This is a genomic window from Spirosoma arcticum, assembly GCF_054779955.1.
This window is the reverse complement of the sequence record NZ_BAAGXG010000002.1, coordinates 132,298-146,626: the sequence shown is the minus strand read 5'-3', so window position 1 is coordinate 146,626 and position 14,329 is coordinate 132,298. Positions and strand designations below refer to the sequence as shown.

The following is a 14,329-nucleotide window of genomic DNA, read 5'->3' as shown; positions in this document are numbered from 1 at the left end:
CCCTGACATGGATGAACTGATGGAACTTCGCCGGGCCATTACCGACGGTTTCTATTCGGATGCGCTACAGATCGTTGATGAATTGGACGAAATGGCCAAAGAAGATAAGACCGACAAGGTATTCAGCTACATGCAGATTTTGCTTATCCATTTAATTAAGCAGAAAACCGAGCAGCGGACGACCCGGTTGTGGGATGCTTCGATCCAGCATTCGATCCATCAAATTAGTCGGGTTAATAAACGCCGGAAGGCTGGTGGACGTTACATGTCGAATGAGGAGTTGCTGGAGACGCTTCACGAATCATTCACGCTGGCACTGCCACAAGCTGCGCTGGAAGCATTCGGTGGTGTTTATTCAGATCAGGAGTTATTAGCTAAAATCGATAAAAACAGTCTTATTGCCGGAGCCATGCGGCTTATTGAACATTAATCTCCCACTATGCTGACCAACGAGGAAGTTGCGCAGACCCTTATCAATCAATTTGGCGAGATCGTTGGCGACTTCGATGATCCGTATGACCTGCTGACTTTTTCAACCAGCCGCGAGTCCATCTACCCGGTTATCCAGTATCTGAAGAATCATCCAGTGTATCAGATTGGCTTTCTGACCGACATTACGGCGGTGCATTACCCCGACTCCGAAGGCAAGGAATTTTGTGTGGTGTATCATCTGCACAGCCTGACTAAGAACTTCCGGCTACGCATCAAGGTGTATCTTGCGGGCGACGATATTCATATTCCGACGGTGATTCCGCTGTTTGCCGGGGCCAACTGGATGGAACGTGAAACGTTTGACCTGTTCGGCATTCTATTCGACGGGCATCCTGACCTGCGCCGGATTCTGAACATGGAAGAGATGGATTACCATCCAATGCTGAAGCAGTACCCGCTTGAAGATGATACCCGGAAAGACAAAATTGACGCCTTGTTTGGACGATGACTAATTAGTGAATGAGCAAATGAGTGGATTAGCTAATACTGCATCGGCGGTTCAGCAAGTGTTCACTCATCCGCTCATTCACTCATTCATTAATTAATTATGGTTTCTGAAGAACTCGATATAGCGCAAAAAAATGTTCCCGCCCGGAACGACAATGGCCCTGTTCAGTACGTTAACGAACTGACAACACTCAACCTCGGACCAACTCACCCCGCCACGCACGGTATCTTTCAGAACGTTCTGCAAATGGACGGCGAGAAGATCGTATCGAGCGAGCAAACCATCGGTTACATCCACCGGGCGTTCGAAAAAATTGCCGAGCGTCGGCCCTTTTACCAGATTACCACCCTGACTGACCGCATGAACTACTGTTCGTCGCCGATCAATAATATGGGCTGGCACATGACGGTGGAGAAGTTGCTTGGTGTGGAGGTGCCCAAGCGGGCGCAATACATTCGCGTTATCCTGATGGAGCTGGCTCGCTTGTCGGACCACCTTATCTGCAATGGCATTTTAGGCGTCGATACGGGTGCGTTTACGGGCTTTCTATACATTTATCAGGAGCGGGAGCATATCTACGACATTTACGAAGAGGTGTGTGGAGCGCGGCTGACCACCAACATGGGCCGGATTGGCGGCATGGAACGTGACCTTTCGCCCACGGCCATTCGCAAAATAAAGGAATTACTGGTGCGCTTTCCAAAAGTGCTGACTGAGTTTGAAAACCTCTTTAATCGCAACCGGATTTTCATGGACCGCGTCGTGAACGTGGGCGGCATTTCGGCCGAGCGGGCATTGAGCTACGGTTTCACAGGCCCCAACCTGCGGGCTGCGGGCGTCGATTATGACGTTCGAGTAATGAACCCCTACTCGTCGTATCAGGATTTTGAGTTCGATATTCCCGTTGGGCAAAGTGGCGACACCTACGACCGGTTCATGGTCCGCAACGGCGAAATGTGGCAGAGCCTGCGTATTATTGAGCAGGCCATCAATAACCTGCCCGAAGGTCCCCATTATGCAGATGCGCCCCAGTATTACCTGCCGCCAAAGCAGGAAGTGTATAAAAACATGGAAGCGCTGATTTATCACTTCAAAATTGTGATGGGTGAGATTGACGCACCCGTTGGCGAAGTGTATCATGCGGTGGAGGGTGGCAACGGCGAGTTGGGTTTCTACCTCATCAGCGATGGCGGTCGGACCCCATACCGGCTTCACTTCCGTCGGCCCTGCTTCATTTATTACCAGGCCTACCCTGAAATGTGTACCGGCCTGACGCTTTCCGACGCCATTGTGATCATGAGCAGCATGAACGTAATTGCGGGCGAGTTAGACGCTTGACCACTCAAAACAAACTGTCGTATGAAGACGATAGACTGGCAGGAAATGGTGGCTACGTCTCATTTAGACACGGTGGTCGCCGTACGCAGGCTGCTTGAGCAAAAAGAGTATGATGAAGCTCAGGAAGCGTTGGATGAACTGGAAAACGCAATGGCTAATGCAGAACGCAGAGCACTGAATAGTCAATTGACCCGGTTGATGATGCACATCTTAAAGTGGCGCTATCAGGCGGATAAACGATCTACCAGTTGGGTACGGACGATAATTAGTGTTCGTCGGGAAATTCGGAATTTACGGAAGTATATGCCCTCTTTCACGCGAGAATACATAGACAGTATTTGGACTGAAACATTTGAGGATGCTATTGCTGAAGCAAAGGCCGAAATGAATTTGTCCCGCAAAGATAATTTTGAGCCTGTCGCATTAACATGGGAAGAAGTTTTTGACGATGAATATCTGGTGTAACTAATGACAACCGAAACCAAACCCACCATACAGTTTACACCGGAGCGGCTGGCGAAGGTGCAGGAAATCATTGCTCACTACCCCGAAGGCAAGCAGAAATCGGCGCTACTACCTCTTCTACATCTGTTGCAGGAGCAGGAAGGCTGGACCAGTCCCGAAGGGATGGAATACGTAGGTCAGCTATTAGGCATCGAACCGATTGAGGTGTTTGAAGTAGCCACGTTCTACACAATGTACCACATCAAACCGGTCGGCAAGCACGTAATTGAGTACTGCCGCACGGGACCATGCTGCCTGATGGGGGGCGAAGAGGTATACGCCTACCTGAAGCAACGGTTAGGTATTGACACTGGCCAAACGACCGTCGACGGTCGGTTTACGCTGAAAGAAGTGGAATGCTTAGCAGCCTGTGGCATGGGACCTGTGTTTCAGGTCCGTGAGAAATATTATATGAACCTGACGAATGATCGCGTAGACGAGATCATCGACGAACTGTCAAACTAACCCGCACGTGGCAACGAAAATATTAACTGAGCACGTCAACGTTCCTGGCATTGAGACGTTTGACGTGTACCGAAAACAGGGTGGTTACACAGCGGTCGAGAAGGCTGTGAAGACAATGACGCCCGAAAGCATTGTTGAGGAAGTAAAAAAGGCGGGCGTCCGGGGACGGGGCGGGGCTGGCTTCCCAATGGGTATGAAGTGGAGCTTTCTGGCAAAGCCGGAGGGTGTTCCCCGCTACTTAGTTTGTAACGCCGACGAGTCGGAACCGGGTACGTTCAAAGATCATTACCTGATGAAGAACATTCCTCACCTGCTTATTGAGGGAATGATTATTTCGTCGTTTGCGCTGGGGGCGAATACTTCCTACATCTACGTGCGTGGTGAGTTAATGTACGTGATAAATATCCTTGAAAAAGCCATTGCCGAAGCGAAAGCAAAGGGATTTCTCGGTAAAAATATTCTCGGTAGCGGCTATGACCTCGAATTAGTCGTTCAGCCGGGCGGGGGCGCTTACATCTGCGGTGAAGAAACGGCCCTGCTCGAATCGCTCGAGGGCAAGCGCGGCAACCCCCGAAATAAACCGCCATTCCCCGCTGTGAAGGGATTATATCAGTGCCCAACGGTCGTTAACAATGTGGAGTCCATCGCCACAACGCCGTGGATCATTACGAATGGGGGCGATGCCTACGCAGGTGTTGGTATCGGCCGCAGCACGGGAACAAAATTAATTTCGGCGTCGGGGCATATTAACAAACCGGGCGTGTATGAGATTGAACTGGGCGTTCCGGTTGAGGATTTCATTTACGCCGATGAGTGGTGTGGTGGCATCCGGCCGGGTCACAAACTAAAGGCGCTTGTGGCCGGTGGTTCGTCGGTTCCCATTTTACCGGCTAACCTGGCGCTGACGTTAGCCAACGGTGAGAAGCGGCTGATGAGCTATGAGTCGCTGTCGGATGGCGGGTTCCAGACCGGCACCATGCTCGGTTCGGGCGGGTTCATTGTTTTCGACGAAACAGCCTGCATTGTCCGGAACACGTGGAATTTCGCCCGGTTTTACCACCACGAGTCCTGCGGACAATGCAGTCCCTGCCGTGAAGGAACGGGTTGGATGGAGAAAGTCCTGCACCGCATCGAACACGGGCATGGGCATCAGCAGGACATCGACCTATTGGTTGACGTAGCCAAAAAAATTGAAGGCAACACCATTTGCCCCTTGGGCGATGCGGCTGCCTGGCCCGTAGCGAGCGCAATTCGTCACTTCCGCGACGAGTTTCAGTGGCACATCGACCACCCCACCGAAGCCACGCAGTCGGGCGCAGTTTATCGGGGTGAGATGGCCTTGGTGTAGGCGACGCAACTATAAGCACGACTATGGAAGAGTTGGAGACCTTACGGCGGCTGATTGAGGAGCAGGACTACACAAATGCCCTGACTCTGATTGATGAAATGGATGAAATGGCCAAGGACGACAAAATAGCAAAGATTGAAAGTTTCCTGACCATTTTATTAATTCATCTGATCAAACAAAAAGCTGAAAATCGCCTGACAAATTCATGGCAGCGTTCGGTTAATCATGCCTTATTCGGTATTTTCAAAGCGAATAAACGTCGTAATGCCGGAGGGTTTTATCTTAAACCAGACGAGTTGCAGCAAGCTATTGACGAATCGTTTTCTTTCTCGTTACGGGAAGCAGCCGAAGAAGCTTTTGGTGGCGTGTATAGTGCAGAGCAATTAGCGACAATGATTGATGCTGGTCAGATTAAGCAGGACGCTTTTGACCGCATTGTAAATTATAATCCCTGAGTAGTTACGATACATGGAAGATATAAAGCCGCAATTGATAAAGGTCACCATCGACGGTATTCAGGTTGAGGTGGAGCCGGGAACGACTATTTTGCAGGCTGCCCGCAAAATTGGCCCGGAGGTGGCCCCTCCGGCCATGTGCTATTACCAGCCCCTTAAGGGCAGCGGTGGCAAATGCCGGGCCTGCTTAGTGCGGGTAGCTGCCGGGTCGGAAAAAGACCCGCGACCGATGCCGAAGTTAGTAGCCTCCTGCCTGACCGCCGTGCAGGATGGTATGGTTGTTGAAAACAAAACCAACCCAGCCGTGATCGACGCCCGCAACGGCGTGGTTGAGTTTTTGCTCCTCAATCACCCCCTCGACTGCCCCGTTTGCGATCAGGCGGGCGAGTGCGACCTGCAAAACTTTGCCTTCGACCACGGTAAAGCGACAACGCGCTACGAAGAGGACCGGCGGACGTTTGAAAAGCATGACATTGGTCCCTATGTGCAGTTGCACATGACGCGCTGTATTCTGTGCTATCGTTGCGTACAGACGGCGGATCAGATCACCAATAAGCGCGTTCATGGTGTGTTGGGCCGGGGCGATGCCTCCGAAATTGGAACGTACATCGAGAAAGCCATTGACAACGATTTTTCGGGTAACGTAATTGATGTCTGCCCCGTAGGTGCCTTGACCGACAAAACGTACCGGTTCAAAAATCGGGTGTGGTTTACCAAGCCCGTCGATGCCCACCGTGACTGTCCAACCTGCACGGGCAAGGTGACGCTCTGGTACCGGGGGGAGGAAGTGATCCGGGTAACGTCGCGGCAAAACGAATGGGGCGAAGCCATTGAGTTCATCTGCAACACCTGCCGCTTCGAGACGAAAAACACCAGCGACTGGACGATAGAAGGGCCAACCAAAGTATCACGGGCATCGGTCATATCGGCCAATAAGTACCGATCAGATACGGCTAAGCCAAGTTTTGGGAAGCGATTGGCGGCTGCTGATTACAAGCCTATTCACGACGAACGCGATACCTCGCAGTTAGCCATTCAGCAACTTCCTCCCGAACGGTTTGCCAGAACGTTGCCGTCGGCGATGGAACCGGAATTATAAACAACAACTATTGATCAACAATGGCACTACCCATATTAACAGTCAAAGGGCTTATTATCCTCGCCATATTCGGGATAACGCTCCTGATTGCAACGTACTCTACCTACGCCGAACGTAAGGTAGCTGCGTTTCTACAGGATCGGCTGGGTCCAAACCGGGCCGGACCGTGGGGCCTGTTACAGCCCATTGCCGACGCCGGTAAAATGTTTTTTAAGGAAGATTTCATTCCCTCACAGGCCAGTAAATGGCTGTTTATTCTCGGCCCCTGTTTGGCCATGCTCACGGCTTTGATGTCGAGTGCGGTAATTCCTTTTGGCGATAGTATTCGATTTGTTTGGGATAAGGTCAGCTACGACGTAGCGGTGCAGGGCATCGAAATCAACATTGGCGTGCTGTACATTTTTGGGGTTGTTTCGCTCGGTGTGTACGGCGTTATGGTGGGTGGCTGGGCTTCGAACAACAAATTTTCGTTGCTGGGAGCCATCCGTGCGGCCTCGCAGAATATTAGTTATGAAATTGCATTAGGCCTGTCACTGATCACCATTCTGATGATGACGGGATCGTTATCGTTGCGCTCGATCATTGATGAGCAGGCTACGTTCTTCGAGTGGAACGTGTTCACGCAGCCGCTGGGCTTTATCATTTTTCTGACGTGTTCGTTTGCCGAGTGCAACCGTACTCCCTTCGACCTGCCGGAGTGCGAAACTGAACTTGTTGGTGGTTACCATACGGAGTACAGTTCGATGAAACTTGGGTTCTATCTGTTCTCAGAGTACATTAACATGTTCGTTTCATCGGCGTTCATTTCGTGTTTATACTTCGGCGGCTTCCACTATCCATTTTTCAACGAAGTTAATCGGGCGCTGGAAAGCTCGCTGGGTGCCGTCGCCGGACATAATGTTGCCACGCTCATTGGTGTTGTGGTGATGTTTAGCAAAATCTTCTTTTTCATTTTCTTCTTTATGTGGGTTCGGTGGACGGTTCCCCGGTTCCGCTACGATCAGTTGATGAATCTGGGCTGGAAAACATTCATACCCCTTTCTATTCTGAATGTGGTGCTCACGGGGGCTGGCTTGCTCTACAACTTCAAATACGCAACCTGGCTGATTGCCATCGTCATGATCGTCATGGCTGTCCTGTCGACGGTCCGCGCTCCGAAACCACGTGTCGCCCAGCAGCCACAAATTGTTCCACAACGGACATAGTTTAGTATCAGTGCGTGGTTTATGGTCATGAAGGTTTCAATCAACATGGCAGACTATGAACCACACGCTCTAAATTGAAAGATATGCAACTGACCAATCGATCTGTTCAAGTCAGCAATAAGGAAATGACGATGGCGGAGAAAATGTATCTGCCCGCTGTTTTGAGCGGTTTGGGTATTACAATTCGCCACTTCTTTCGTAAAAAGCCGACAATCCAGTACCCGGAGGTAAAAAAGTACCTCGGACCAATTTATCGAGGGCATCACATACTGAAGCGCGACGAGCAGGGCCGTGAACGGTGTACGGCCTGTGGCTTATGTGCAGTGGCCTGCCCGGCCGAAGCTATTTCTATGGTGGCAGCCGAACGTCAAAAGGGCGAGGAGAAATTATACCGGGAAGAGAAGTACGCAGCCGTTTATGAAATAAATATGTTGCGCTGCATTTTTTGCGGCTTGTGCGAGGAGGCTTGCCCCAAGCAGGCTGTTTACCTGCGTCACGACCGAATGGTGCCGGTATTTATGGAGCGTGACGAGGTGATTTACGGCAAAGACCGTCTGGTTGAAAAAATGGACGACCGCTACATCCGGATCGCCAACTCCGAAGTGAAAACGACACCAACCGAGCCAAGTCTCACGCGGGCCGCTACGTAACGAACAACGGCTATTTCTTTACCCATCCTTTTCCGACCTGATGATGACTGAGTTTATAGATTTTTTCAAATCGCTGACGCCAACTGGGTATCTGTTCCTGATTCTGACCGTTGCGACGTTGTTCAGCGCCATCGGCGTGGTTACGGCCCGGAACCCAATCTACAGTGTCCTGGCGCTTATTGCCACGTTTTTCTGCCTGTCGGGCCACTATATACTCCTTAACGCGCAATTTCTGGCGGCCGTAAATATCATCGTCTATGCGGGAGCCATCATGGTTTTATTCCTCTTTACGATTATGTTTCTTAATCTGCGCCAGGATGATGAGGAGTCCAAAACGAACCTGACCAAAATGGCGTCGGTGATAGTGGGTGGTACGCTAATGGTGATGCTCATTACCATCTTCCGGGCCAAGAGCGCTCAAGTGCCCACCTTCAGCCCAACGGCTTTTGACCCCAAAACAGGTCTGGTTGAGAATCTAGGCAATCTACTTTACAACGACTATATTCTGCCGTTTGAATTGGCTTCGGTACTTTTCCTGGTCGCTATGGTTGGGGCAGTTATGCTGGGCAAACGCGAAGTTGGCGACCGGCATTTTTAACAGCACATGTCAACTATAGTTTACGGTGTTAGCCGCCCTTATTGACAAGGGCGGCTTTTTCATGACTGAACTCTCTCTAATCTACACCGCAAAAACAGTATGCACGCATACCAATTTTATGTATGTTTGTAATTATAACCGCATCAAATCTGTTTAATTACCAAGGTTCCTGCCTAACCAGAAATCATAAAATTATGGACGCATACATTGTAGCCGGATACCGCACCGCCGTTGGCAAAGCCCCACGGGGTGGTCTCCGTTTCACCCGCCCCGACGACATGGCGGCCGACGTTATTAAACATTTATTGAGCCAGGTCCCCGACCTTGATCCTGCCCGCGTCGAAGACCTTATCGTTGGTAACGCCGTGCCCGAAGCCGAGCAAGGTATGCAGATTGCCCGCTATATCGCGCTGCTGTCATTGCCTAATAGTGTACCGGGTTTTACTATCAACCGGTATTGTGGTTCTGGTTTGGAAGCTATTGCCATTGCTTCGGCAAAAATTCACGCCGGAATGGCCGACTGCATCATAGCGGGCGGCACCGAGTCGATGTCGTTGGTGCCTGTAATGGGCTGGAAGACGGCACTGAACTACGAAATCGCCAAAACTCATCCCGACTACTACATTGGCATGGGTCTAACAGCCGAGCAGGTCGCGCAGCAGTTTAACATTAGCCGCGACGCACAGGACGAATTTGCCTATGAGTCTCACCAGAAAGCCTTAGCGGCTCAGGCGGCTGGTAAATTCACGGATGAGATTGTACCCATTAAGGTCAGCGAGACGTATTTCGATGCGGAGAGTGGCAAGAAGAAAACCCGCGACTGGACCGTAGCTCAGGATGAGGGACCGCGCAAAGACACCAGCGCCGAAGGATTGGCTAAACTGAAGCCAGTTTTCACGGCGGGTGGCTCGGTAACGGCGGGCAATTCGTCACAAACCTCGGACGGTGCTGCGTTCGTAATTGTAATGTCGGAGCAGTTGGTCAACGAATTGAACCTGCAACCCGTGGCCCGGATGATGTCGTATGCCTCGGCTGGGGTTGAGCCGAAGATTATGGGTATTGGTCCAGTAGCGGCTATTCCCATTGCCCTCAAAAAGGCGGGCATGAAGCAGGATGATATTGAACTGATCGAACTCAATGAGGCTTTTGCCGCCCAGTCGCTGGCCGTAATTCAGGAGTTGGGACTTGACCGGAGCAAGATCAACCCCAACGGTGGAGCCATTGCCCTGGGACACGCATTAGGCTCCACAGGAGCACGTCTGTCGGTTCAATTGCTGAATGAAATGCGCCGTCAGAATCAGAAATACGGTATGGTATCGGCCTGCGTCGGTGGCGGACAGGGTGTCGCCGGAATTTTTGAGCGACTGAACTAACTGATTTATCCTCTAAACTAAGACAGGCCGTTAGGCTTCCTGCGCAGGAAGCCTAACGGCCTGTCTTAGTTTAGAGGATGCCTTACTTGGGGTAGTTCTGCCGAAACGGGATAATTCGTCATTTGGGAGAAAAATTAGTCTGCTCCGGCAGCCCGGTCACAAACTCAGGTGAACCGCTAAAAATTAGGCTTTCATTCGTGAGATAATAATTTGAGATAGAGCGCAGCTATAATTTGACGCAATCTGTATAAGTTCGGCGACCCTCGTTCTAAAAGGGCGTTTCGTGAGATGGATTGTGTACTTAGGGTTGCACTAATTTTTCCTATATTTAATAATCCTAATCTCATTCATTGAACGCCATAAACGAACTATGAAAGCCTCTATCACAATTTGGGTTTTACTCACCACCGTTGTTAATAGCCTTGCACAACCGGCTGGCGTTGTCGCTATCGAAGACCCCCAATTCGATGCCCAGTTTGCCCAACGCACAATACCCCAAGTCACCGGTAAACTCCTTCACGTAAGTCCACAGGAAATGAAGGAAACGACCATCACTTATACGCTCGTTACTTTGGCGGGACAGAAAACAAAAACCGCTCACTTAGCAGCGGACGGAAGCTTCCAATTGGAATTAGACTATCCGCTGCCCTACCAGCAGATTTGGGTACATTTCGGCGAGCTGTTTTATACCGGTCTCTACGCCAATAAACAGCTCTATGTCGAGTTAGACGTACCCAAACTAAAAGTAGCCGGAAAGGAGGTTGCTTTCAAAACAGACGGCGTTCGGTACTTAGGCGAAGATGGGCCACTAAACGAGTATATGAATGAGTATATGCTCTTCAAACGGGCGGACCAACTGGCCCTTTCTGCTCGCATGCAGCAGATTCGCCGGTCTCAACACCCAGTGGCTAACGAGGTGTTAGCCTCCTTCAACCCTATTTTCGACTCTTTGAAAACAATTCAGGCTGAGTTTGTAGCTACTCATCCATCTCCCTATGCCTGGCTATTAGAGAATGATCGCCTGTCGGAGTTTTATAGTCAGATTTGCCTTCATTACTGGGGGCATCCGATGGAACCTGCTCTTTTCGATCAAATTAAGGCGCATAAGACCTATCTGTTAGCCAATAGCAGCATGGTCTTTCACCTATACCTGTCCGGTTATTTTCGCCAACTTCTATCCAATCTAGTGACGGTCAATTGGCAGGACGTGGCCCGCTTGTCTGATCTGACCGAGCCGGAAAAGGCCGCCATTGATTCCTTACGGAGTACGGCCACGCTTTCGCCCGCTCCTGCCCATCGGGACCAGTGGAACGAACAGTTGGGGCCAAGAATGCGAAAATTGCGACAGGATCGGATGATTGCCCAAGGTATTCGTTGGCTGGATAGTCTCTACTCACCCGCAAGGGCCGACATCATGAAGTTGAATCTGAATACCAGTAAGGATATTGCCGAACAGAAAGCAGCCTTAGAACAGATCCTGCCCAGTATGACCACGAGCTGGTGTAAGGTGATAGCCAAAAAAGAATACGCTCGTACTATTGATCAAATAGCCTCGGTTAATAAAGCATTAGCCGGTTCCGGAAATTCGCCAACCGCAGCCGATTTTGGCAGACCCTTACAGCAAACTGATTTTGGGGCAACGTTATATAAGCTCTCCGATATGAGCGGAGCAGATTTCCTGAACAAGCTTAAGCAGAGTTTCGTAGGTAAAGCCATCGTACTTGACAGATGGGCTACTTGGTGTGCGCCCTGCTTACAAGAAATGCCGCACAGTAAAAAATTGCAGCAGGAGGCCAAAGACCTGTCGGTGGTATTTGTCTATGTCTGCACAGCCCAAGGTTCCGACGAGGGCAAGTGGAAACGAAAAATAGCTGAGTTAGAGCTGCCTGGTATTCACTTTTTCATTGATGAAGCGTTGGATGCGAAACTGGGACAGTTGTTCTCGTTCAGTGGTTACCCAGGCTATGCCTTCATCGATCAAAAGGGGGTCTATAAGCCAGGGGCTATCACGCGGCTGTCAGCGATAAAAGGCAAGGATGACTTGGCGGCACTGCTTAAGTAAAGGGTGATGCGTATGAAGTCTGTCATGGTCTAACCTCTACTCCTGCTCAAAGTGAGGTTGTAAGTGCAGATTAACTCGTTCTCGCATAACTCTCTTTTCTTGCGACCGCTGTTCACACTGCTTGAGGCAAACGACCGCAACGGCGGACCGTGAATTATCTCCGTTTCGGCAAAACTACCTTACTTCGGCCTGCGGATCAGCAACTTTTGACCAACCTCAATTGTGTAGTTCGTCAGGTTGTTCCAGCGCATCAGGTCTGGCACACTCACTTTGTTGATAAGGGCTACGCGATACACCGTTTGCCCGGCCTGCACGACGTAGTACGTGAGGTTAAACTGCTCGGCGGGTCTACTAACGGATGTAGTAACCAGCGCGGCCGGTTTGGCCGGTGCTTTAACTGTGGCGATACCCGTTGGTTCTGGCAATACAGGCAAACGCTTTTTTGTCACATTTACAACCAACTCGTGCCCAACTTTCAACGGGATCCGCTCCGACAGGTTGTTCCAGGCGTATAGTTGTTTGAGGGAAACGCCGTACAGTTGCGAAACACTGTAGTACGTCTGTCCAGGCCGAACGACGTGCAGTTTCAGTTCTTCTTTCCACCTCTCCGTTGGCTCAACGGGTTGCACGGGCTTCTCAGATACATCCTTTGGTATAATGATCTTGTTCGGCGGAGAAAGCTCGGCTGGTGCTTCTTTATCGGTCGTTACGTGAGCAGGGAGGGAGGTAATTTGAAGGAGTAACGAATCTACCGGGTTCGGTGGCACAACAATGGGCGCTTCTTCGATAACCGGTACCGGTTTTGACTTATCAACTGGTTGTTGTCTGTACTCTATCGGCTGTTGTCGGGGCCGTCTGTTGCGGAGCCATACAATTCGTCCAGTTTGTATCCGCTGGTTGGGTTGAAACCGATTGAAATGCAGGAGCGATTTTAACCGCACACCGTACACATCGGCGATTTCATGCAGCGTCTGATTTTTCTCAACCACATGAAAAGGAACTTTAGCCCGTTTAGCTTTCCGTTCAAGGTAGTAGATATGGCCTGGTTGTACTACGTCCTTTTCAGACAACTCGTTATAAGACAAAAGCGTTTTAATGGTGATTTTGCCATAGTAAGCCAGCGTAATAACATTATCACAGGGTTGCGCCTGAACGCCTAATCGATCATTTATGGAGTAGAACACGGCCGACTCATACGTAACCACGGTTGACTTAGGTAACCGGGCAAGTGTGGGAAAACCTAAATCCGTATGCTTGGGTACGGTCGACTTTAAGTGGACTTCTTCCCGACTCTTCATTACCGGAAACTCGTCGGCGGTTACCCGAATCAGAACCGGATAGTCTCTTTTGTCAGGGATTGTACCCGCTTTTATCCAGCTATTAAACGGTTTTAAACGCTCCTCATCGAGTTGCAACTGCTGACTGATCGTTTGCAGCGAGTAACCAACGCTTGTGCGATGCTCGTACAGCAGATACGTCTTCGTGGCGTGAAGAATCGGCTCTTCACGCTCAAACACGATTTTACGAGCCAAAATTTTCCAGATGAGCGACGGACTCTGTGCATTGAGAACTAAGTAAGTCGAATTTACCTGATCGATAGACCGATTGGCGAACGTGTCATTCTGCAGATACCGCAGTAGAGTCAACACGTAGTTATCCGACATCACGTGCAGCCTACCCAAGTGAGCAACTACGGTTTGCGTTGCTATAATTGGGTGGTACCGCTCGTCCACGGCATCGCTCACCACCATGTTCAGCGACTGAGCGCGGCTTGAAGTAAGGCCCCAATAACCAGTTGTTGGTTCATCGTTGGCAACCGGCAAAACGGCGTAGCGATAGTCCATTGGAAGCCGACCCGCCTTAAAGATCGGCTCCAGCAACGGTGTCAGTTGACGCAGTGATTCTACGTCGCGTTTAAGTCCGGCCCGGTCAGCATATAATTGTTCAATTTCGCGCTGGAGTTTCACCTTACCCTGCTCATTCAAATGCACGGTTACCCCAGCAAAGTCAACGTCGAATGGCGTCTCAGGTATAGACTGAGCCAGGAGTTGATAAGTCAATAAAAAAACATTGATGCCAATGACGAATGCCCAACTTAATGTTTTCAAAGTATTCATGAGCTTTCTTGTTGCCTCCCAGTCAAATCATGAGCAGAATACCGCTTAGATGTGCACATACTCGTCAAAAATACGGTTTACGCTCATTGGGCCTATGCGTATCTATGGCAATTTATTTAGGGTAATCTGTAGTCCCACAAAATTCAGGCCACTAAATTTTCATTGACTGGTGATT

14 protein-coding genes are annotated in these 14,329 nt (G+C 50.2%); 13 read left to right on the top strand and 1 reads right to left on the bottom strand.

Annotated features, from left to right (window positions below; translation table 11 throughout):
* The first annotated feature begins 7 nt into the window (after nt 1-7).
* The 13 genes from ACYVHB_RS05090 (at nt 8) to ACYVHB_RS05030 (ending at nt 12,037) form a co-directional block, all read left to right on the top strand.
* Nucleotides 8-430 carry a DUF29 family protein gene (locus tag ACYVHB_RS05090; protein WP_461050243.1) on the top strand — a complete coding sequence of 141 codons (423 nt, stop codon included), beginning with the start codon at nt 8-10 and terminating at the stop codon, nt 428-430.
* A 9-nt stretch (nt 431-439) separates the two neighbouring features.
* Nucleotides 440-940 carry an NADH-quinone oxidoreductase subunit C gene (locus tag ACYVHB_RS05085; protein WP_461050241.1) on the top strand — a complete coding sequence of 167 codons (501 nt, stop codon included), beginning with the start codon at nt 440-442 and terminating at the stop codon, nt 938-940.
* 99 nt (nt 941-1,039) lie between these two features.
* A complete protein-coding gene (gene nuoD, locus ACYVHB_RS05080) occupies nt 1,040-2,278 on the top strand; it encodes an NADH dehydrogenase (quinone) subunit D (RefSeq protein WP_461050239.1) in 1,239 nt (412 codons plus the stop codon).
* Nucleotides 2,279-2,299: 21 nt separating this feature from the next.
* A complete protein-coding gene (locus ACYVHB_RS05075; protein ID WP_461050237.1) occupies nt 2,300-2,743 on the top strand; it encodes a DUF29 domain-containing protein in 444 nt (147 codons plus the stop codon).
* Between the two features lie 3 nt (nt 2,744-2,746).
* Nucleotides 2,747-3,247: an NADH-quinone oxidoreductase subunit NuoE gene (gene nuoE / locus ACYVHB_RS05070; RefSeq protein WP_461050235.1), complete on the top strand. Its 501-nt coding sequence runs from the start codon at nt 2,747-2,749 to the stop codon at nt 3,245-3,247.
* A 7-nt stretch (nt 3,248-3,254) separates the two neighbouring features.
* Nucleotides 3,255-4,595, top strand: coding sequence for an NADH-quinone oxidoreductase subunit NuoF (gene nuoF / locus ACYVHB_RS05065; RefSeq protein WP_461050233.1), 1,341 nt, complete (start codon nt 3,255-3,257; stop codon nt 4,593-4,595).
* Between the two features lie 23 nt (nt 4,596-4,618).
* A complete protein-coding gene (locus ACYVHB_RS05060; protein WP_461050231.1) occupies nt 4,619-5,050 on the top strand; it encodes a DUF29 family protein in 432 nt (143 codons plus the stop codon).
* Nucleotides 5,051-5,063: 13 nt separating this feature from the next.
* Complete coding sequence (locus ACYVHB_RS05055; protein ID WP_461050229.1) at nt 5,064-6,149, top strand: NADH-quinone oxidoreductase subunit G; 1,086 nt, start codon at nt 5,064-5,066, stop codon at nt 6,147-6,149.
* 20 nt (nt 6,150-6,169) lie between these two features.
* Nucleotides 6,170-7,354 carry an NADH-quinone oxidoreductase subunit NuoH gene (nuoH, locus tag ACYVHB_RS05050; RefSeq protein WP_461050227.1) on the top strand — a complete coding sequence of 395 codons (1,185 nt, stop codon included), beginning with the start codon at nt 6,170-6,172 and terminating at the stop codon, nt 7,352-7,354.
* Between the two features lie 83 nt (nt 7,355-7,437).
* Complete coding sequence (locus ACYVHB_RS05045) at nt 7,438-8,004, top strand: NuoI/complex I 23 kDa subunit family protein (RefSeq protein WP_461051015.1); 567 nt, start codon at nt 7,438-7,440, stop codon at nt 8,002-8,004.
* Nucleotides 8,005-8,047: 43 nt separating this feature from the next.
* Nucleotides 8,048-8,602 (top strand): NADH-quinone oxidoreductase subunit J family protein, encoded by a 555-nt coding sequence (locus ACYVHB_RS05040; RefSeq protein ID WP_461051013.1) that lies wholly within the window; start codon nt 8,048-8,050, stop codon nt 8,600-8,602.
* 194 nt (nt 8,603-8,796) lie between these two features.
* Nucleotides 8,797-9,975, top strand: coding sequence for an acetyl-CoA C-acyltransferase (locus ACYVHB_RS05035; RefSeq protein ID WP_461050226.1), 1,179 nt, complete (start codon nt 8,797-8,799; stop codon nt 9,973-9,975).
* Nucleotides 9,976-10,345: 370 nt separating this feature from the next.
* Entirely contained in the window at nt 10,346-12,037 is a 1,692-nt protein-coding gene (locus tag ACYVHB_RS05030) for a TlpA family protein disulfide reductase (RefSeq protein ID WP_461050224.1), read from the top strand.
* 179 nt (nt 12,038-12,216) lie between these two features.
* On the opposite strand, the gene ACYVHB_RS05025 is transcribed toward ACYVHB_RS05030, so the two are convergent.
* The gene (locus ACYVHB_RS05025; RefSeq protein WP_461050222.1) at nt 12,217-14,154 is read right to left on the bottom strand and encodes a LysM peptidoglycan-binding domain-containing protein; all 1,938 of its coding nucleotides are present in this window, start codon (nt 14,152-14,154) and stop codon (nt 12,217-12,219) included.
* Between the last annotated feature and the right edge of the window lie 175 nt (nt 14,155-14,329).